15 protein-coding genes and 2 pseudogenes are annotated in these 19879 nt (G+C 76.4%); 7 read left to right on the forward strand and 10 right to left on the reverse strand.

Going from position 1 to position 19879, the window contains the following annotated elements; translation table 11 throughout:
* Window positions 1-340: 340 nt before the first annotated feature.
* Window positions 341-469, forward strand: a pseudogene (locus JKP76_RS24110) (CBS domain-containing protein); the annotation flags it as partial.
* A gap of 94 nt (window positions 470-563) precedes the next feature.
* Window positions 564-734 (forward strand): CBS domain-containing protein, encoded by a 171-nt coding sequence (locus tag JKP76_RS13805; protein ID WP_200491562.1) that lies wholly within the window; start codon window positions 564-566, stop codon window positions 732-734.
* Here JKP76_RS13805 and JKP76_RS13810 read toward each other — a convergent pair.
* The 6 genes from JKP76_RS13810 to JKP76_RS13830 all read right to left on the reverse strand — a co-directional run bounded on the left by JKP76_RS13810 (window position 717) and on the right by JKP76_RS13830 (window position 7263).
* Complete coding sequence (locus tag JKP76_RS13810; RefSeq protein WP_200491563.1) at window positions 717-1916, reverse strand: helix-turn-helix domain-containing protein; 1200 nt, start codon at window positions 1914-1916, stop codon at window positions 717-719. The genes JKP76_RS13805 and JKP76_RS13810 overlap by 18 nt on opposite strands.
* Before the next feature lie 67 nt (window positions 1917-1983).
* Window positions 1984-3186, reverse strand: a complete 1203-nt coding sequence (locus JKP76_RS13815) for an MFS transporter (protein WP_200491564.1) — start codon at window positions 3184-3186, stop codon at window positions 1984-1986.
* 63 nt (window positions 3187-3249) lie between these two features.
* Window positions 3250-3381 carry a hypothetical protein gene (locus JKP76_RS22585; protein WP_255522686.1) on the reverse strand — a complete coding sequence of 44 codons (132 nt, stop codon included), beginning with the start codon at window positions 3379-3381 and terminating at the stop codon, window positions 3250-3252.
* A gap of 390 nt (window positions 3382-3771) precedes the next feature.
* The gene (locus tag JKP76_RS13820) at window positions 3772-4800 is read right to left on the reverse strand and encodes an LLM class flavin-dependent oxidoreductase (RefSeq protein WP_200491565.1); all 1029 of its coding nucleotides are present in this window, start codon (window positions 4798-4800) and stop codon (window positions 3772-3774) included.
* 59 nt (window positions 4801-4859) lie between these two features.
* Entirely contained in the window at window positions 4860-5681 is an 822-nt protein-coding gene (locus JKP76_RS13825) for an alpha/beta fold hydrolase (RefSeq protein ID WP_200491566.1), read from the reverse strand.
* 67 nt (window positions 5682-5748) lie between these two features.
* Window positions 5749-7263 (reverse strand): NAD(P)/FAD-dependent oxidoreductase, encoded by a 1515-nt coding sequence (locus JKP76_RS13830; RefSeq protein ID WP_200491567.1) that lies wholly within the window; start codon window positions 7261-7263, stop codon window positions 5749-5751.
* A gap of 99 nt (window positions 7264-7362) precedes the next feature.
* On the opposite strand from JKP76_RS13830, the gene JKP76_RS13835 reads away from it, so the two are divergent.
* Window positions 7363-9747 carry a lysylphosphatidylglycerol synthase transmembrane domain-containing protein gene (locus JKP76_RS13835; RefSeq protein WP_200491568.1) on the forward strand — a complete coding sequence of 795 codons (2385 nt, stop codon included), beginning with the start codon at window positions 7363-7365 and terminating at the stop codon, window positions 9745-9747.
* 9 nt (window positions 9748-9756) lie between these two features.
* Here the strand turns inward: JKP76_RS13835 and JKP76_RS13840 are convergent, their stop codons facing one another.
* On the reverse strand, window positions 9757-10449 hold the full coding sequence (locus tag JKP76_RS13840) for an NRDE family protein (RefSeq protein ID WP_200491569.1): 693 nt from the start codon (window positions 10447-10449) through the stop codon (window positions 9757-9759).
* Between the two features lie 127 nt (window positions 10450-10576).
* Between JKP76_RS13840 and JKP76_RS13845 the strand changes: the two genes are divergently transcribed.
* The 4 genes and pseudogenes from JKP76_RS13845 to JKP76_RS22590 all read left to right on the forward strand — a co-directional run bounded on the left by JKP76_RS13845 (window position 10577) and on the right by JKP76_RS22590 (window position 15370).
* The gene (locus JKP76_RS13845) at window positions 10577-11254 is read left to right on the forward strand and encodes a hypothetical protein (protein ID WP_200491570.1); all 678 of its coding nucleotides are present in this window, start codon (window positions 10577-10579) and stop codon (window positions 11252-11254) included.
* 159 nt (window positions 11255-11413) lie between these two features.
* On the forward strand, window positions 11414-12580 hold the full coding sequence (locus tag JKP76_RS21165; protein WP_242471946.1) for a hypothetical protein: 1167 nt from the start codon (window positions 11414-11416) through the stop codon (window positions 12578-12580).
* Window positions 12581-12645: 65 nt separating this feature from the next.
* Window positions 12646-14592: pseudogene (locus tag JKP76_RS13850) on the forward strand (FtsW/RodA/SpoVE family cell cycle protein); the annotation flags it as partial.
* Between the two features lie 97 nt (window positions 14593-14689).
* Entirely contained in the window at window positions 14690-15370 is a 681-nt protein-coding gene (locus JKP76_RS22590) for a penicillin-binding transpeptidase domain-containing protein (protein WP_309233065.1), read from the forward strand.
* A 90-nt stretch (window positions 15371-15460) separates the two neighbouring features.
* On the opposite strand, the gene JKP76_RS13855 is transcribed toward JKP76_RS22590, so the two are convergent.
* The 3 genes from JKP76_RS13855 to JKP76_RS13865 form a co-directional block, all read right to left on the reverse strand.
* Entirely contained in the window at window positions 15461-16444 is a 984-nt protein-coding gene (locus tag JKP76_RS13855; protein ID WP_200491572.1) for a rod shape-determining protein, read from the reverse strand.
* 73 nt (window positions 16445-16517) lie between these two features.
* The gene (locus JKP76_RS13860; RefSeq protein WP_200491573.1) at window positions 16518-19061 is read right to left on the reverse strand and encodes an ABC transporter permease; all 2544 of its coding nucleotides are present in this window, start codon (window positions 19059-19061) and stop codon (window positions 16518-16520) included.
* A gap of 2 nt (window positions 19062-19063) precedes the next feature.
* A complete protein-coding gene (locus JKP76_RS13865; protein ID WP_309229728.1) occupies window positions 19064-19879 on the reverse strand; it encodes an ABC transporter ATP-binding protein in 816 nt (271 codons plus the stop codon).

Here is a 19879-nt window from a genome sequence, read left to right on the forward strand (position 1 = left end):
TTCAGCTGCGCGCATCGAGCCGAGGGCCACGGCGTCCCGTTGCCGGGCCCCGGCAAGTTCCGACCCGGCGGATCGTCCGTCCGGAGCCGGTGACCCGGCCACCCCGCTCGACGCAGACTCCGATCAGTTCGACGACGAGGCCCCCTGGGGCAGAAATGGCCATTTCCGCCCCAGGGGCGAGGAGCGCCCGGACCGCGGGCGCCGGAGGAGGAGGCCAGCCATGAACCCCGTGCTCGACCGCGCCCCGAGGTCTGCCGGCGCGCCGCTCGCCCTGCGGCCGTGGCGCCGCGGGACGCCGGAGCCGGAGATCTCCCGGATGCCGCGCACGGCGGCGGATGTCATGACCCGTTCTCCGACGACGGTGGACCAGGACGAGTCGATGTGGGAGGCGTGGAGCCGGCTCGCGAGCGCCCGCGACCAGCGCGTCGTCGTCATCGACGGCACCGGCCGGCCGGTGGGCGTGCTGGACGACCGGGCGCTGGCCCTGGAGTGGCCGCCCGGGCCGTTCGCCGCCCGGCGCACCCCGGTGCGCACGCTGCTGAGGGGCCGGACGGGGGCCGCGGGTGCGCGGCACCGACGAGCTGCCCGCAGTCCTCCGGGTGATGGCCGGCTCGCGCGCCGACGCGGTGCCCGTCGTCGACCGGGCCGGGCGGCTCCGCGGACTGGTCACCCTCTGGCACCTCGCCGAGCTGGCCGCCGGGGTCGACCGCGCGGGCTCAGTGGTCGGCGGGTAGCGGCCGGGCCGGCCAGTCCAGCAGCCGCGCGCCCAGCACGGCGGCGTGCAGGGCGAACCGCTCCGCGGGCACCCCGGCGTCGTAACCGGTCAGCGCCCGCACCCGGGCCAGCCGGTAGGTCACGGTGCGGACCGACACGTGGAGGCGGCGGGCGGCCTCGGTCGCCACGTCCCCGGCGGCGACGTAGGCCTGCAGCGTGTCGAGCAACAGCTCGGGTCCGCCCCGGACGCCTGCCAGCGGGCCGAGCACGTCGCGCACCAGGTCGGTGATCGCCGCCTGGTCGCGCCCGAGGACGCGGTAGACGAGCAGGTCCCCCGAGTCGACGACGTCGCTGCCGGGGTCCAGCCGCTCGGCGAAGGTCAGCGCCTCCCGGGCCTCCTCGTAGGAGCGGGCCACGCCGTAGGCGCCGGGGAACGGGCGCCCGGCCGCGACCCGCCAGCCGCGGCCGGGCTCCAGCCGCGCGAGCTCCTGGCGCAGGACGGCAGCCAGCGTGGGCTCGGCAGGTCCGGTCCCGCCGGCCCGGTCCGGGACGACGACGACCACGCGGCCGTCCTTCGTCGCGACGAGCACGTCCCGGTCGCCGAACCGGTCGACGACGGCCCGCTCGAGCAGGATCGGCGCGCGCCCGGGGTCGGCGTCGTCCCGGCGGGCGGCGAGGGCGACGCGGTGGGCCTTGCCGAGGTCCAGGCCGAACGGCTCGGCGCGCTGCACGACGAGGGCGACGTCGGCGTCGCCGCGGAGCAGGTCGTCGACGAACTCACGCCGCAGCGCCTCCTCGTGCCGGACCTGCTCGCGCCGCTCGGCCTGGTGGCCGGCGACCAGCGCGCCGACCGCGTCGTCCAGGCTGCGCAGCACGGCCTCGGCGGAGCGGCGCACGTGCTCGGGGTCCGCGGACCGCTCGGTCACCGGGAGCGCCCGCCACAGCCGCCACGCCGCCGACAGGTAGAGGTCGACCGCCCGGCGGGCGCCGACACCGGAAGCGGCCGCGCGCCGGCCGAGCTCCCGGACGGCCGCGAGCTCCCAGGGCTCGGGCCGTCGGCCGCCGATGGCCGCATCGGCCAGCACCGGCAGGTAGTCGCCGATCAGCTCCAGCGGCGCGCGGGTCGCCGCGGCGGCCGCGGCGCCGACGGCGTCCAGCCAGGCGCGGTCACCGGAGCCGGCCGACCGTGGAACTGGGGGCACGGATCCTCCTCGCCGGGGCCCGGGTGGGCGCACCGGGCCCGACCATCCGTGCCGCGGACGGGCGGCGTCAAGCCGGCGGCCGGCTCCCGGCCCTCGGCAGGGTCAAGGCCGCGACCAGCGCGGCGGCCAGCACCAGCGCGCTCAGCGCGAACGCCCACTGGAAGGAGGCGACGTCGGTCAGCCAGCCGGCCACCAGCGGCCCGGCGATCGCACCCAGGTCGGCCGACATCTGGAACACCGCCACCACCCGCCCGCCGCGCGCGGGGCTGACGTCGGCGACCAGCGCAGCCGGCGCGCTGGCCAGCAGCGCGGCGGCAAGGCCGAAGACCGCCATGGACAGCAGGAACAGCCCGAGCTGCGGCGGGGCGACGAGCACCAGCATTGACGTGGTGGCCAGCGTCGAGCCGAGCAGCAGGGCCGGTCGCCGTCCCCACTCGTCGACCAGCCGGCCCGACCGCAGCAGGGCGACCGCCTGCGCCAGCGAGCCCGCGAGCAGCCCGGCGCCGGCCCAGGCGACGGTGCGGCCCAGCTCCTCGGTCACGTACAGGGGGACCAGCGAGTTGCGGACGCCGAACAGCACCCACCCGACGCCCAGGTTGGCAATGAGCGCCGCGACGTAGGCCCGCGAGCGGAAGGCGGTGCGCAGGTCGACCGGGCCCGCGTCCAGGTCGACCCCCGGGGACGGCGCGGGGCCGGCCGCGTCAGGTGCCGCCCGCAGCAGGACCATCCCGACGCCGCCGGCGACCAGCAGGAACCCGGCGTAGAGGAAGAACGGCAGCCGCGGTGAGAGCTCGGTGAGCAGTCCGCCGGCGGCGGGCCCGGCGATGCCGCCGAGGATGAAGCCGCCCTGCCAGGTCGCGGCGGCCCGGCCGCGGTGCGTCGGCGGCGAGACGCGGAACAGCAGCGAGAGCGCCGCGACGCTGAACATCGCGCTGCCCACGCCGCCGGCGGCGCGCAACCCCAGGAAGACGGGGAAGGAGCCGGCCAGCCCCGCCGCGCCGGTGGTCACGGCGACGACCAGCAGCCCCGCCGCGAGCACCAGCCGCTCGCCGAACCGCTCGACCAGCGAACCGCCGCCGAACGCGGAGACGAAGCGGAAGAACGCGAACGCGCTGACCGCCAGGCCGACCGCCGTCCGCCCGACGCCGAAGTCACGGGCGAACAGCGGGATGGCCGGGGCGACGATGCCGAACCCGAGGGCGACGACGAACGCGATGATCGCGAGGACGCCCACCTCCCGGGGGAGCTCCCCGCGCCCCCATGACCGCACGACCGTCGATCCTGGCACGTCGTGCCCGAGGGCCCGGCCCCCGGTCAGGGGGCCGGGCGGGGGTCAGCTCTTCCTGCGGGACGTGAGCTGCCCGGCCGGGGTCGAGCCCTCGGTGCGGGCGCGCTTCTCGGCGCGCTTCTCCTTGATCGACCGGCCGGCCTTCTTCGTGTTCCGGCCGGGGGACTTGTCACCCATCGAGTGCCTCCTCGTCAGCGGGGGTACCGGCCTCGACCCTCGCTGCGCGCCGGCGTGCGGACCACGGTCCCGGTCGGCCAGGTCGAGGCGCCGATCCCTGCCGGGGGTCGGCAACGACCGGCTCGGCAACGACCGGCTCCGCCACCGGGCTGCCGCGCGGCGTCGGCGACCGGATCGCCGTCAGGCGGGCTCGGGGACGCCCCCGGGGTCGCCGCCCGGGTCGTCCGGCGTCGCCTCGATCGGCGGCGGCGGCAGCACCTCGGGAGCGTCGGGCAGCAGCTCGCCCGGGTCGTCGGGGATCGGCTGGTCGGGATCGATCTCCGGCCCGGTTCCGGCAGCGGTTCGACCATGCCGCGAGTCAACCAGCGCGCACCTCTCGCCGCAGGGCGATCAGCCCGGCGGGCGCCACCCCAGCGCCGGCCCCAGCCGGGTCGCGATGTCGGTCAGCATCTGCTCGTAGTCCTCGTCGGCGAAGGAGAACGGCAGGGCGAAGGCCACCTCGGAGACGGCGCGGAACCCGGCGTGCGCGTGCAGCTGCTCGGCGATCTGCTCGGCGGTGCCGATCAGATCGGGGGCGAAGAGCATCCGCGCCGGGCCCTGCGGGCTCGTCGTCCGGGGGAGCCGCTGGGCGACGTAGGCGGCGTACTTCTCGCGCTGCGCGGGGGTGGCGCTGTCGGTGGGGATGACGACGAGCCCCTGGGAGACCCGGGCCGCCGCGCCGGCCGGGTGGGCGGCGCGGAAGGCGTCGACGTGCGAGCGCTGGATCGCGGCGAAGTCCGGCTCGGCGGTGCCCTCGGCCTTCACCACGCTGCTGGTCAGGAGGTTCATGCCGTGCTCGCCGGCCCAGCGGGCCGAGCCGAGGCTGCCGCCGCCGTACCAGAGCCGGTCGCGCAGCCCCGCCGCGTGCGGCTGCACGCGGTCGGACCACTCCTCGACCACGCCCTCGCGGCCGGCGAACGAGGAGGCCGGCTCGCCGGCGACCAGCGACAGCAGCCGGGACACCCGCCCGTAGGAGAAGTCCTCGAGCTCGGCGGTGTCCGGGTAGAGGGCGCCCTTCACGTCGTCCCAGTGCATCGGCGGCCCCACGCTCACCCCGGGGTTGAGCCGGCCCCCCGAGAGGACGTCGACGGTCGCGAGGTCCTCGGCCAGCCGCAGCGGGTTCTCCCACCCGAGCGGGATGACCGCCGTCCCCAGCTCGATCCGGCTGGTGCGCTGCGTCGCCGCAGCCAGGACGGCGACGGGGGAGGAGATGCCGAACTGCAGGTGCCGGTGCCGCACCCACGCGCTGTCGAAGCCCAGCCGCTCGCCCAGCTCGATGACGCGCAGCGTCGTCTCGTGCCCCGCGCGCGGATCGGCGGCGTCGAAGGAACCGATGGTCAGGAAGCCGAGCTTCTCCAGCGGCTGCGAGGGGACGGGCATGCCGGGGCGCTCCTTCGTCGGGTGCGCCGATCCTCCCAGGCGGCGCTCCGGCGGGTCGCTCAGGCCGCCGGCTGCAGCGCGTGCCGGTCGAGGAAGCCGGTGACCAGCCGGACGACGTCGTCGGGTCGCTCGATGTGCACGCCGTGGCTGGACCCCGGGCCGGTCAGCAGCTCGTACTCCGCGCCGGGGATCGCGTCGGCCACCTTCTTCGCCTGCCAGGGCGGGGTGAGCAGGTCCTGCTCGCCGACGATGACGAGGGTGGGCACGGTGATGCCGGCCAGCCGGTCGGTGGTGTCGTGCGCCAGGTCGGCGTCCCACTGCTCGACGGTGACCTGCATCTGCTCCTCGGTCTGCGGGAAGGCCGGCAGCATCGGCTCGAGCATCGCGGCGAAGTCGGGGTGGTCCAGCAGTTGCGGGGAGAAGGCGATGCCCGCGGTGGCGAGTGCGGCCTCCATGTCCCGCTTCGCGTAGGGGTGCCGCAGCGCCGTCAGCACGGACCGCTGGAAGCCGTCGCACTGCGCCCACGTGGCGTGCAGGATCGCGGTGGCGACCTGATCGGGGTGCGCGAGCGCCAGCTCCTGCACCACGGCGGAGCCCAGCGACCAGCCCATGGCGTGCGCGCGGGGGATCCCCAGGGCCTCCAGCAGGGCCGAGGCGTCCTCGGCCAGGGCGGTCACGGTGATCGGGCCCTCGCCGCGCTCGCTCCCGCCGAGGCCGCGGTTGTCGAAGGCGATGACCCGGTAGCGCTCGGCCAGCCGGGGGATGAGCTCGCCCCACAGCGGGATCGACCCCGACGTCCCCATGACGAGCAGCAGCGGGTCGCCCTCGCCGCTGATCTCGTAGTTCAGGGTGACACCGGTCCGGACGGCCGTCTGCGGCATGGCAACTCCTCGGGAGGCGGAACGGCGGGCACGGCGCCCGCCGGGGGTGCGGGGACGTCGGGGCGGGTCACCGGTAGACGAGGGAGCCGTCGTCGAGGTCGACCTTCGGGAGGATCTCGGCCTCCTCGGCGTGCTCCAGCATGTGGACCCAGGGCTCGCGGTCGCCCTGCTTGAACAGCAGGTGCTGGGAGCGCATCACGTACCCGGCGTTGAAGTCCTCCGGGTCCGACCACGGCCGTGGCTGCATGCCGGCGTCCTCGTCGCGCAGGGTCGGGACGACCATGGTCGCCTTCTTGGTCTCCATCTGCTCCAGGAGCCGGATCACCAGGTCGCTGACCAGGTCCACGCGCAGCGTCCAGCTGTGCCGGAAGTACCCGAAGACGTAGGCCATGTTCGGGATCCCGCTGATCATCAGGCCGCGCCAGGTGACCCGTTCGGGGAAGTCGACCGGCTCGCCGTCCACGGTGAAGGCGACGTCCCCGAGCACCGACAGGTTGAACCCGGTGGCGCTGACCACGACGTCGGCCTCGAGCTCGTCCCCGGAGCCGAGCCGGATGCCGGTCTCGGTGAAGGTGTCGATGGTGTCGGTGACCATCGAGGCCTTCCCCTCGCGCAGGGCGGCGAACAGGTCGCCCTCCGGGACGATCGCGATCCGCTGCTGCCACGGTCGGTAGCGCGGCGTCAGGTGCTTCTCGACGTCGAAGCCCTCCGGGAGGTGCGGCTTCATCGCCTCCATGAGGTAGTCGTGCAGCTCGTCCGGCGCCTCGTGCGCCATCCGTGCCAGCTCGTCGAACTCGGCGGCGTAGGCCCGGCGGAGGATCTCGTGGGTCCACTCCTCCGGGATGTCCAGCGCGCGCAACGTCGTCGCCAGGTCGTGCGTCAGCGGCGGCGCGAGGAAGTAGGACGGCGAGCGCTGGAGCATGGTCACGTGCGCCGCCTGCCCGGCGATCGCGGGGATCAGCGTCGCCGCCGTGGAGCCGGACCCGATGACGACGACGCGCTTCCCGTCCAGGTCGAGGTCCTCGGGCCACTGCTGCGGGTGCACGATCCGGCCGGCGAACCGGTCCATGCCGGGCCAGTCGGGCTGGTAGGGCCGGGTGTGGTTGTAGTAGCCCTGGCACATCCACAGGAAGTTCGTGGTGAACCGGACCTCCTCCCCGGTGTCGAGCCGGGTGACCCGGACCGTCCAGCGCCGGTCCTCGGTGGACCACGAGGCGTGCGTGGCCCGGTGCCGGAAGCGGATGTGCGGGGCCAGGTCGTCCTCGGCGATGACCTCGTCCAGGTAGCGGAGGATCTCGCCACCCGCCGCGATGGAGGGCCCGCGCCAGGGCTTGAAGCGGTACCCGTAGGTGAACAGGTCGCTGTCCGAGCGCACCCCCGGGTAGCGGTGGGTCCACCACGTCCCGCCGGGCCGGTCCTGCGCGTCGAGCAGCACGAAGCTCCTGTCCGGGAAGCGCTCCTGCAGGTGGTGCGCGGCGCCGATGCCGGACACCCCGGCCCCCACGATGAGGACGTCGACGTGCTCTCCCGGCGACCCGTCCAGGGCCTCGGCCGGGCTGGTGCGCTGGTCGGTCGCGGTCATGGCGGACCCCCGCTCGTCGTGTGACCTGGCTCACAGAGCGTACCGGCGACGAGCCGTTCGCGGGACCGTTCCCGTCCCTCCCCTTCGGGGTGACCCGGCATGCCGGTGGCTGACCGCGGGGCCGGGCTCGGGGATGATCGCGCGGTGAGCGGGGGCGGCGGGGAGGCGGTGCTGGCCCCCGCGACCCGGGTGCGGCGGCCCAACGACGTCGTCCAGCTGCTCACCGCCGCCGCCGGGCTGGCGCTGATCGTGCTGCTCACGCTCACCACCCCGGACGCCGTCGACACCCTCGACCGCACCGTCCCGACGGTGGTCCGCGATCCGCTGCGCACGCTGTTCTCGGTCGCCTCGGTGGCCGCCTCGCTCGCGGTGCTCGCGGTGCTCGCGACCGTCGCGGTCGACGCCGCCCGGCACCGGCGGGCGGCCCTGGTCCAGGCCCTCGTCGCCGGGCTGCTGGGGCTGCTGCTGGGAGCGGTCGCCGAGCGGAGCGGGGACGCCGCCGGCGGCGTGGTGGCCGACGTCCTCACCGGCCCCCGCGACGACGCCGCCCTCGTGCCCGTCGTCGCGACGATCGCCTTCCTCGTGGGCGCGGACCTGCAGCGCCGCCGCCGCTGGCGGGCGCCGGCGCGGTGGGTGGTGCTGGCCGCGCTCGTCTGCGGCGTGGCACTGGGCAACCTGACGATGCAGGGGGCGGTCGCGGCGGTGCTGCTCGGCGCCGTCGCCGGCCTGGCCGTGCGCCTGGCCGCCGGGGTGAGCCCGGCCCGGCCCGGGGACGACGTCCTGCGCGCCGAGCTCGCCCGCGCCGGGGTGGTGGTCACCGCGCTGGAGGTGACCGAGCAGCACGCCGGCCTGGTGCGGCTGACCGGCTCCGACGAGGAGGGGCCGGTCTGCGTCACGGTCGTCGACCCCGACGGCCGCGGGCTGCCGCTGGTGCGGCGGGCCGGGCGGATGCTCCGGTTCCGCGCCGCCGTCGTGGGCCGGCCCTCGCTCAGCCAGCGCGGCGACCTGGAGCGGGAGACGTCGAGCAAGGCCCTGGCCGCCGCCGCCGGCGTCCCGGTGCCGCCGGTGGTGGCGCTGCTGGCCGTCGGCCCGGCGCTGGTGCTGGTCGAGCGCCCGCTGCCCGGCACGCCGCTGACCGAGGCCGGGGACGGGGCGGAGGCGGGGCTGGCCGCGGCCTTCGCGGCGCTGCGCCGGCTGCACGCCGTCGGCCTGGCGCACGGTGCCCTGACCCCGGACAGCGTGCTGCTGGACGCCGACGGCGCCGCCGGGTTCCGCGACCTGCGGGCCGCCCAGCCGGCCGCCGGCGAGCTGCAGCGGGACCTGGACACCGTCGCCCTGCTCGTCGGGGGCGCCACCGTCGTCGGCGCCGCGGCGGCGGTCGCTGCGCTGCAGGCCGACCGGACGCCGGGCCCCACGCCGGCCCGCGTGCCCGCGCTGCTCCAGCCGGTGGCCCTGCCGGCGGCGGTCCGGCGGGCGGTGCGCGGCACGGAGCTGCTCGCCGAGCTGCGCCGCGCGCTCGCCGGCCCCGACGGCACGGTCGCCGCCGCGCCCCGCCTCGAGCGCTTCTCGGTGCGCACCATCCTCACCGTCGCCGCGTCCACCGTCGCCGCCGTCCTGCTGGCCTCGCAGCTGTCGCAGGTCAGCGTCGTCGACGAGCTGCGGCGGGCCGATCCGCTGTGGCTGCTGGTGGCTCTCGGCGGTTCGGCGCTCACCTACGTCGGCGCGGCGCTCGCGCTCATCCCGTTCGTGCCGGTCGCGCTCTCCCTGGGGCGCACCACGCTGGTCCAGGTGTCGTCGGCGTGGCTGACGCTGGTCACCCCGCCGACCGTCGGGCACGTGGGGATCAACATCCGGTACCTCCAGCGGGCCGGGCTCGCGGTGGGCGCTGCGGCGGCCAGCGTCGCGGTGAGCCAGGTGGCGACGGTCGCCGCGACGGTGCTCCTGCTGCTCGTCGTCGGCTGGGCCAGCGGGGTGTCGGCGTCCCGGCTCTCCCTGGTGCCCAGCGGGGAGGTGCTCCTGGTCCTGCTGGGCGCGGTCGCCGTCGTGGGGCTGCTGCTCGCGGTCGCGCCGGCGCGGCGGCTGCTGGTGAGCCGGCTGGAGCCGCTGCTGCGGCAGTCGCTGCCGCAGCTGCTCGCCACGGCGACCGAGCCGCGACGGCTGGCGACGGCGCTGGGGGGCATCCTGCTGCAGAACGCCGGCTACGTGCTGGCGCTGGACGCGTCGCTGCGCGCCTTCGACGCCTCGCTGGCGCTGCCCACGGTCATCGGGGTCTACCTGGTGTCCTCGGCGGTCGGCTCGGTCGCCCCGACCCCCGGCGGGCTGGGCGCCGTCGAGGCGGCGCTGCTCGGTGGCCTGACCGCGACCGGCGTCCCCGTGTCGGCCGCCCTGGCCGCGGTGCTCGCCTTCCGCACGGTCACCTTCTGGCTGCCCGCGCCGGTGGGCTGGGTGGCGTTCGTCCGGCTGCAGAGCCGCCGGTACATCTGACCCGCGGGGTCAGCCTGCGGCGGCGAAGGAGGCGCGCTCCCAGGCGCCGGTCCAGGGCTGCCGGCTGTACTCCAGCTCCAGCCGGCCCGGGCGGGCGTCGATCGTCTCGGCGAAGACGGTGCCGTACACCCGGCCCTCCCGCTCCCGCCGGACGACGAGGGCGGCCGGGTCCTCGGCCGGCTGCTGCTCCTGCACCAGCTCCCGCCAGCGCGCGGGGAAGGCCGCCCGCGCGAACGGCTCCCGCCACAGCTCGTCCTCGCGGTCCTCGGGGCCGCCGGAGGTGAACACGGTGGTGCCCTCCCCGTGCTCGGCGCGCACGAGCCGCTCGCCGTCGTGCTCCCAGCTGGTCAGCGCGTCCGGCGTCACCAGCACCAGCAGGAAGCCGGCCATGCCCTCCAGCCGCACGTGCGGCACCCACCCGGGCCCGTGCGCGACGGCGAGCAGCGGCAGCACGCCCCGGCTCGGGGCGCCGGGGGCGGCGGGCCGCTCGTGGTACCGGTTGAGCACCAGCGCGGTCACGCCGGTGCGCACGTCGGTGGCGCACCACGTCCCGCCGGCCACCCGGTCGCGGCCTCCGACGACGGAGGGCGCGTCGGGCCACCAGCGGCCGGGGGAGTCGAACTCGCGGCCGGTGAGCTCGTCGCGGATGGCGAGCACCTCCGCCGGCCCCGCACCGGACCGCCGGACCACCACCGTGCACATGGGCCCATCCTGCGTGCCGCCCCCGGCGGAGCCGCCGCCGGCCCCGCCGGACCGGGGACCTTCCGCCCTGGCACCCGCCGCCCCGGCGAGGACCCTGGGGGCACGAGCGCCCACGAGGAGGCGGGATGTGCACCGACAGCGGTCCGCCCCGCACGGGACGCCCGCGCGCCGCGGCCGGCCCCGGCCGGCGACGCCCCGGCCCGCTGCTGGCGCGGTGGTCACGCCGTCCCGGCTGACGGCGGCGGGAGGGCTGCTCCTCCTGCTGCTGACCGGGTGCGGCGCGGAGCGGGACGCCGGCAGCGCGCCCGCGGCCGCGGCGGTGGACTGGCGCGCCACCACCTACGAGCTGACGTGCGACGGCCTGGTGCCCGGCGGGTTCCGGGCGCCGGTCGTGGACGGCGCGGCGCGGGTGCCCGCCGACGGCAGCCGGCCGCCCTGGTACGAGTTCTACGACGTCCGGGTGGTGGACACCGCCACCGGCGACGTGGACGGCACCGGCGGGGAGGACACCGTCGTCCTGCTGGAGTGCTCGCCGCAGCCGTCGAACGGGATCGTCCAGGAGGTGCTGGTCTTCTCGGCGACCGGCTCCCGCATCGGCAGCCTGCCCAGCCCGCGCACGCTGCAGGGCCAGGCGCCGCTGCCCCCGGTCTACGAACCGGACGGGCTGTCGGTGGAGGACCGGGTGATCGTGGCGCGGATGCTGGCCTACGCGCCCACCGACAGCCACGCCGACGGGCCCTCGGTGCCGGTCACCGTCCGGTGGCGGTTCGACCGGGATGCGGTCGTGCGCGTCTCGGCGTCGTGACTCCACGGCAGCGCATCGGAACCCCGTGACAACTCCCCGGCCGGGGCGGAGCATCGGCGGCGACGTGTCACGGGGGGAGTGCCCAGGAAGAGCCGTTGGGCGGGGGTGGCGGTCGTGACGGATCTGAGGACGCCGCGCGCTGCCGCACCGCCGCCGCCCGTGCCCGCACCGCCCGACGGGTCGACACCGCCCGGCGAGCCGACGCCGGCCGTCGCGTCGACGAGCGGCGGCGTCGAGCTCGGCCGGGTGCTCTCCCTCGCGCGGATCACCGCGCCCCAGGCGCTCGTCCTCACCGAGGACCTCCGCGCCGCGCTGGCCGAGGGCGGGGGTGCGGGCCGGCCCCTGCTCACCGGTGACGGGCGGATCACCCTGGGCCCGGCCGCGGACGGCCCCGCGACACGGCCGGCCGAGCGGTTCCTCGACGACCTGGCCGCCCTCCTGCCGGACGAGCCGGTCATGGACGTCGACCGGGCCGCGGTGCGCTCGGAGCTGGCCGCCTTGGCCCGTGCGGTGCGGGCGCTGCCCGACGGGGCCGGGGCCGCGCCGCCGGCTCCCGCGCGGCGGGCTGCCGTGCGCGACCGGCCCGCGCCGCGCCCGCCGCGCCGGCCCCGCTCGACCGGCCGGCGGATCGGCGCGTGGCTGCTCTCGCTGGTCGTGCTCGGCGCCGCCGTCACCGCCGAGGTCGTGCTCCTGGGCGACGACATCACCGCCGACCTCGACCTGCTGATGGACGCCGGCCGGGGTGGGCAGGAGCCCTCTGACGAGCCGGTGCCCGACGGGCTGCCCGTCGCCACCCCGGCGCCGCCCTCCGCCGGCGCCGTCGTGGCGGTGGACCTGCGGCCGCTGGGCACCTGCACCCCGGGGGCGACGTGCGCGGTGCGGGTGCTCGTGCGGCTGGTGCCGTCCCCGGAGCAGCAGGTCGTCAGCTGGGTCCTACCGGGTGGTCGACCGGTGCACGGGGACGTCGACCCCCGTGCCGGGCGGCAGCGTGACCGTGCCGCCGCAGGCCGACCGGACGGCGGTGGTCGCCGAGGTCGCGCTCCCGCCGCTGGCCGGCGCCGCGCTCATCGCGGTCACCGAGGAGCCCGCGGTCGCCGCCTCCGACCCCGTCGTCCTGGGTTCCTGCCGCCCGGCCGGACACGGCGCGTGAGACCGGACGGGGGAGCCGAACCGTGCCGAGCGCAGCACCGCCGACGGGGACCGGGCCCCGGCGCACCCACCGCACCCGCGAGCAGCGCCGCGCCCGGTGGGGCGCCGCCTTCGACCTGCTCGCCGTGGTCGCGGCGGGCGGGCTGGTGTTCCTGGGGATCGCCAACCTCTACCTGATCGGATTCCGCGACCTGGCCGTGCGGACGGTCCTGATCGCCGCCGGCGGCGTGCTGGCGCTGGCCGTGTTCTGGCGGGTGCGGGTGCGCTACCTGGGCGTCCTGGCGTGGGTGGCGTACTGCGGTGCGGTGCTGCTGCTCGTCGGCGTGCTCGCCGTCGGGCTGTCGGCGAACGGCGCGACCCGCTGGTTCGCCATCGGCTCGCTGACCTTCCAGCCCTCCGAGCTGGCCAAGCTCGGCCTCCTGCTGGTGCTCGCCGCGGTGCTGGCCTCGAACCGCCCGGCCTGGCAGCGGTTCGCGCTCGCGCTCGTGCTGGCGGCACTCCCGATCGGGCTGACCCTGATGCAGCCCGACCTCAGCACCGCGATGCTGCTGACGGTCCTGACCGGCGGGCTGCTGCTGCTGGGGCGCGTCCCGGCCCGGTTCCTCGTGCCGCTGGGCGCGGCCGCGGCGGTGTCGGCGCCGCTGCTGATCAGCTTCCTGCGGCCGTACCAGGTGGCCCGGCTGGGCAGCTTCCTGGTCGGCGCGCACGAGTCGCCCACCGGCTCCGGGTGGGCGGTGCGCCAGGCGCACATCTCGGTCGCCTCCGGTGGCCTGTTCGGCCGTTCCGACGACCCGCTGCGCCAGCTCCGCGCGTCCTACCTGCCCGAGCGGGACACCGACCTGGCGCTGGCCAGCCTGGTCGGGCAGTGGGGGCTGGTCGCGGGCGCCGCCGTGGTGCTGGCCGCGCTGCTGCTCGTGTGGCGGCTGGCGCTGGCCAGCCGGACGTCGCGGACGCCGCACGGTGCGCTGGTCGCGGGCGGGCTGGCGCTGCTGCTGGGCGTCGAGACGGTGGTCTCGGTGGGGGCGAACCTGGGGCTGCTGCCGCTGGCCGGCGTGCCGTTCCCGCTGCTCAGCTACGGCGGCACGGCGCTGGTCGTGCACCTGGCGGCGATCGGCGTCGTCCTCGCCGTCCGGCGCGACGGGGCCCGCCGCCGGCTCTGGGCCGCCCCCGGCCGGCGCAACCCGCGGCCGCGGCTGGTGCGGCTCGCCGCCGCGGCGCTGTCGGCGCTGCTGATCGCGTTCGGCCTGTACGGCTGGCGGCTCCAGGAGGAGCGCGGCGCGGAGCTGCAGGTCGCCGGCGACGACCAGATGACCCGCTGCTTCCGGCTGCCGGCGCCGCGCGGGGCGATCACCGACCGGCACGACGTCCCGCTGGCGATGGACGCCGGGGACGCCGGCGCCGGCCCCGACCAGGTGCTCGGCGTCCCGGCGCTGCTGCGCGACCGGCCGGCCGACGTCGACCGGCTGGCCCAGCTGGTCGGTGCCCCCGCTCCGGACCTGCACGCGCAGCTCGCCGCCGCCGAGGACACCACCCTGTCGCTGCCGGTGGCCGAGGTCCCGCGCCCGGTGGCCGACGCGGTCACCGCGGCCGCCATCCCCGGGGTGTTCGTCGTCCCGCTGCCACGCCGGACCTACCCGCACGGCGCGCTGCTCGGGCCGCTGCTGGGCTTCGTGGGGGTGGCCGGCCCGGAGGACGAGGAGCGCTGGCCGGACCTGCGGCCGGGTGAGGTCGTCGGTCGGGCCGGGCTGGAACGCCAGTACGACGCGGTGCTGCGGGGCGTGAGCGGGCGGCAGTGCCTGTACGTCGACCCGACGGGCGTACCGGTGGCCCTCGGGGAGCTGCGCCCGCCGGTGCGCGGTGCCGATCTGCGGCTGTCGCTGGACCTGGGGCTGCAGCGGCGACTGGACGCCGGGGTGCAGGCCGCCCTGGCCGCCCAGCCGCGGCGGGTGGGAAAGATCGGTGCGGCGGTCGCGATGGACCCGCGCACCGGCCAGGTGCTCGCCATGGCCAGCGCGCCGTCGTTCGACAACAACGTCTACGGGCCGCCGCTCGACGGCCCGGCGCTGCAGGCGCTCGCGCAGGCCCCGGGCTCACCGATGCTCGAGCACGTCACGCAGGCCGTGGCGCCGCCCGGCTCCACCTTCAAGCTGGTCGCGGCCGTGGCCAACCAGGTGCACCGGGTCTTCGGTGCGCGGCAGGTGATCCCGACCGGGGCGAGCTTCACCTACGGCGGGCACACGTTCGGCAACTGGCGGCCGATGGGACCGATGGACCTGGTGCACGTCGATCGCGGTCTCCAACGACGTCTACTTCTACAAGCTCGCCGTGGCGCTGGGCGCCGACCGGCTGGTCGGCACGGCCCGCGACCTGGGGGTCGGCGTCGCGACCGGCGTCGACCTGCCGGGGGAGTCGGCCGGCCGGCTGGGCAGCCCGGAGCTGGCGGCGGCGGAGGGGCAGCCCTGGTACGGCGGGTCGACGGTCATCCTCGGCATCGGGCAGGGCGACCTGCAGGTGACGCCGCTGCAGAACGCCGGCTGGACCGCCGCGATCGCGACCGGCGCGCTGGTGACCCCGCGGCTGGCGATGGCCCTCGGCACGGGGCCGGGCACCTCCGCGCCGCTGCCCGCCCCGCCGCCGCGGCCGCTGCCGTTCGACGCCGACCTCGGGCCGGTCCGCGAGGGGATGCGGGCGGTCGTCGCCGGCGGCACCGGGAGCCGGCTCAACGACCTGCCGGTGCCGGTCGGTGCCAAGACCGGCACGGCGCAGGACGGCGGGCTGCGCGACGACGAGTACGACAACTGGATGTCCGCGGTCGCCCCCCTGACGGACCCGGAGATCGTGATGACCGCGCTCGTGCAGGGCCCCGGCACCGGCGGGAACAGCGCCTCCGCCGTCGTCGACGACGCGCTGCACTGGTTCTACGAGCACCACGACGAGGTCCTCGCCGTCGGCCCGCCGGCGCCCTGACGATCCCGCGCGCGGAGACGGTGTGCGCCGAGGCCCGGTTCCGCGGCTCGGAACCGGGCGTCAGCGCACACGCTCGGCGGCGGCGGCGGGTCAGCCCCGGCCGTAGGCGGCGAGGAGGGGGCGGTTGCGCAGCGCCCGGGCGGCACCTTCGGCGACGCAGGTCAGGGGCTCCTCGGCGAGCTTGACCGGCAGGCCGAGGGCGTTCTCCAGCTGCTGGGGCAGGCCCGGGACGAGCGAGGCGCCGCCGAAGACCAGCACGCCCTCGGCGAGCACGTCGGCCAGGGCCTGCGGGGGCAGGTCGTCGAGGCAGCCGCTGAGCGCCCGCACGATCTCGTCGACGACGGGCCGCACGGCGGTGCCGATCTCGCCGGGCTGCACGGTGACCAGCCGGGGCCGGCCGGTGCCGCCGTCGCGGCCGTGCACGACCAGCGGGCCGGCGTCGGCCGTCGGCGAGGTCTTGACCCGCTCCGCCTCCAGCTCCCCGATGGACAGCTGGTGCTCCTCCCGGAGGTAGCGGGCGACGGCGCCGGTCATCTCGTCGCCACCCACCTTGCTGGTCCGCTGGGCGAGGACCCCGCCGTAGCAGAACGCCACCGCCGCGGCCGATCCGCCGCCGATGTCCACGACCAGGTGCACCCGGCGCTCCAGCGGGTCCAGCCCGCAGCCGACCGCGCCCGCGACGGCGTCGTCCAGCGCGGTCGCGGGGCGGATGCCGGCCTCCTCGGCGGCCTCGAGCAGGGCGCGGGTCTCCAGGGAGGTGGCGTCGGCCGGCACCCCGATCACCGCGCGCACCGGGCTCCACAGCCGCCGCCCGGCCCGGGCGAGGACCGCGCGCAGGTACAGCCGCGCCGTCTCCAGGTCGGTGACCACGCCGTCGTGCAGCGGCCGGACGGCGGAGAACCGCGCCGGGGCCCGGCCGACCAGCTCCCCGGCCTCCCGCCCGACGGCGGTGATCCGGGGACGGCGGCCGGAGCCGGGCCGGAGCAGCAGCACGCTGGGTTCGTCGAACACGATGCCGCGCCGCAGGTCGCTGACCACCGTGGTGGCGGTCCCCAGATCGATGCCGAGATCCATGTGCGGCCTCCTGCTCGGGCGACCCAGTGTGGAACCCGCCGTGCCGCCGGTCCAGGCTCCCCGGCGCGGCCTCTCAGGCGCGCGCGATCGCGTCCAGGATCTCCAGCTTGGCCGCCCGTCGTGCCGGCCCGACCGCGGCCAGCACCCCGATCAGCGCGGCGACCACGAGGAAGACGGCCATCCGCGGATAGGGGACGACGAGCTCGGTGATGCCCTGGTCGACCAGCGAGCGGCTCAGCGCGACCCCGAACAGCGTGCCGAGCACCAGCCCGAGCACCGCCCCGTAGATCGAGATGATCACCGCCTCGAGCCGGACCATGCGGCGCAGCTGCGACCGGCCCAGCCCGACGGCGCGCATCAGCCCGATCTCGCGGGTCCGCTCGATGACCGACATGGCCAGGGTGTTGACGATCCCCAGCGCGGCGATGAGCACCGAGAGCACGAGCATCGCGTTGATCAGCAGCAGCAGCTGGTCGACCGAGCCCTCCTGCTCGTCGGAGAACTCGCCCCGGTCCTTGAGGTTCACGATCGGGTAGCCGCTGACCACGTCCTCCAGCTGCGCCCGCACCTCGGACGGCGCGACGCCGTCGGCGAGGTCGACGAAGAGGAAACGGTCCAGGCCGACCCCGCCGAAGCGGCTCAGCGAGTCGAGCGAGACGACGGTGCTGCCGATGACCTGGTTGGACTCGTAGATCCCGCCGACGGTCAGCTGCTCCGTCCGGCCGTCGAGGGTCAGCACCTCCACCTGGTCGCCCACCGACCAGCCGCGGCCCTCCGCGGTCGACTCGTCGACGACGACGCCGTCACCGGCCAGGTCGTCGGCGGAGCCGTCCACCCAGCTGAGGTCGATGCTCCGGTCCAGCGACGCCGGGTCGACGGCGGTGAGCAAGGCGGTGCTCCCGTCGAGCTGGGCCTGGCCCCAGCGCAGCGGCATGACCGCCTCGACGCCGTCGACGGCGGCGAGCTGGGCGGCCACGTCGGAGCTGAACGGCACCTGCACCGCGCTGGAGACGACGAACTCGGCGCGCACCGAGCCCGCGACCAGCTTCTCGATGCTGGCGTTGGTCGACGCACCGATGACGCTGAACGCGCTGACCAGCGCGAGCCCGATCATCAGCGCCGACGCGGTGGCGGCCGTGCGCCGCGGGTTGCGGACGGCGTTCTCCTGCGCGAGGCGGCCGGTGGTGCCCCAGATGCGCGGCAGGACGGCGCCCACGGTCCGCAGGAAGGGCCGGGCCAGCACCGGGCTCAACGCGGTCGCGCCCAGGATGAGCGCGAGCGCACCGACGCCGACGAGCGAGGCGCCGGTGCCGCCGTCCTCGCTGAGCGTGCCGCCGACCAGGGCCGCGATGCCGGCGACCGCCAGGACGGCGCCGAGGACCGTGCGCCGGCGCAGGCCGCGCTGCGCGGTCACCACGTCGTCGCGCATCGCCGCGACCGGGGGCATCCGGGCGGCGCGGCGGGCGGGCACGTACGCCGAGACCAGGGTGACCAGGACGCCGACCACGTACCCCCACACCACGGTGTCCGCGGCGAGGACCAGGTTGCCGTCCAGGGTGAGGCCGAAGGAGCCGAACAGCGCCCGCAGGCCGGCGGCGATGCCGTAGCCGGCGGCCAGCCCGAGGGTGGCGCCGACGAGACCGACGACCAGCGCCTCGCCGAGGACCGACCGGGTCACCTGCCCGCGGCTGGCGCCCAGGGCGCGCAGCAGCGCCAGCTCGCGGGTCCGCTGGGCCACGAGCATCGAGAAGGTGTTGAGGATGATGAACGTGCCGACGAACAGCGCGATCCCGGCGAAGACCAGCAGGAAGATGTTGATGAACTGCAGCGCCTCGGAGAAGTCCGAGGCCAGGCTCTCGGCCTGCTCGGTGGCGGTCTTGACGTCGTGGCCGTCCCCGACGGCGGCGGCCACGCGGCCGGCGAGCTCGTCGGGGTCGACGCCGTCCTCGGCCCCGACGCCGATGCCGGTGAACTGCCCCGGAGCGGTCAGCAGCTCCTGCGCCGTCGCGGTGTCGAACGCGGTGAGCGACGCGCCGGCCAGCCCGCTGCCGTCACCGAACCGGAAGATGCCGACGAGCTCGGCCTCGATCCGCGGGCCCGGCGTGAGCAGGCTGATGGTGTCGCCGACCTGGTAGCCGGACTCCTCCGCGGCGTCCTCGTCGATCATGACCTCGCCTGGCCCCTCGGCCGCCCGGCCCTCGACCAGGCTGGTGGGGGAGATGGACTCCTCGGTGTCCCAGCTGATGCCCAGGCCCGGGGCGCCGCCGGTGTCGAGGACCTCGCCGTCCGGCACGAGGATGTAGACGCCCTCGGCCTGGACGTTGCCCTCCACCGCCGCGACGCCGTCGACGTCGGCGATCCGGTCGACCAGCTCGGCCGGCACGTAGGTGGCGGTGCCGCCGGCGCCGGTGCCGGCCAGACCCTGGTCGAACGCGGCGGCGCGGGTGACGTTGACGTCGGCTGCCGTGGTCTCGAACAGGTCGTTGAACGTCTTGCTCAGCGTGTCGGTGAAGATCAGCGTCCCGACGACGAAGGCGACGCCGAGCACGATCGCCAGCCCGGACAGGGCCAGGCGCACCTTGTGCGCCAGCAGGTTGCGCCAGGTGGTGCGCCACACGGTCAGCGCACCCCCGCCGGGCCGCCGTCGCCGGTGCCGCCGGGCAGGACGGCCGCGGGTGCGCGGTCGGTCTCGGTGTCGAACGCCTTGAGCCGCTCGAGCACGCGGTCGGCGGTGGGTTCGAGCATCTCGTCGACGATCCGGCCGTCGGCGAGGAAGAGGACCCGGTCGGCGTAGCTGGCGGCCTTGGGGTCGTGGGTCACCATCACGATCGTCTGGCCCATCTCGCGCACCGAGCGGCGCAGGAAGTCCAGGACGTCGGCGCCGCTGCGGGAGTCCAGGTTCCCGGTCGGTTCGTCGGCGAAGACGATGTCGGGCCGCCCGGCCAGGGCGCGGGCGCAGGCGACCCGCTGCTGCTGGCCACCGGAGAGCTCGGTGGGCCGGTGCGCCAGCCGCTGCCGCAGCCCGACGGTGTCGATCACCGTGTCCAGCCACTCCTTGTCGGGCTTGCGGCCGGCGATGTCCATCGGCAGCGTGATGTTCTCCAGGGCGGTGAGCGTGGGCAGCAGGTTGAACGCCTGGAAGACGAACCCGACGCGGTCCCGCCGCAGCACGGTGAGCGCCTTGTCCTCCAGGGTGCTGAGGTCGACGTCGCCGATGAACGCCTGGCCCTCGGTCACCGAGTCCAGGCCGGCCATGCAGTGCATGAGCGTCGACTTGCCCGAGCCGGACGGGCCCATGATCGCGGTGAACCGGCCACGGTCGAAGTCGACGTCGACGCCGTCCAGCGCCACCACGCGGGTGTCGCCCTCGCCGAAGACCTTGGTCAGCTTCCGGCCGCGGGCGGCCGGGGCGGGAGACGGACCGGGAGGGGTCAC

The sequence above is a fragment of the Blastococcus sp. TML/C7B genome (assembly GCF_016612845.1).
In the GTDB taxonomy this organism is placed as follows: domain Bacteria; phylum Actinomycetota; class Actinomycetes; order Mycobacteriales; family Geodermatophilaceae; genus Blastococcus.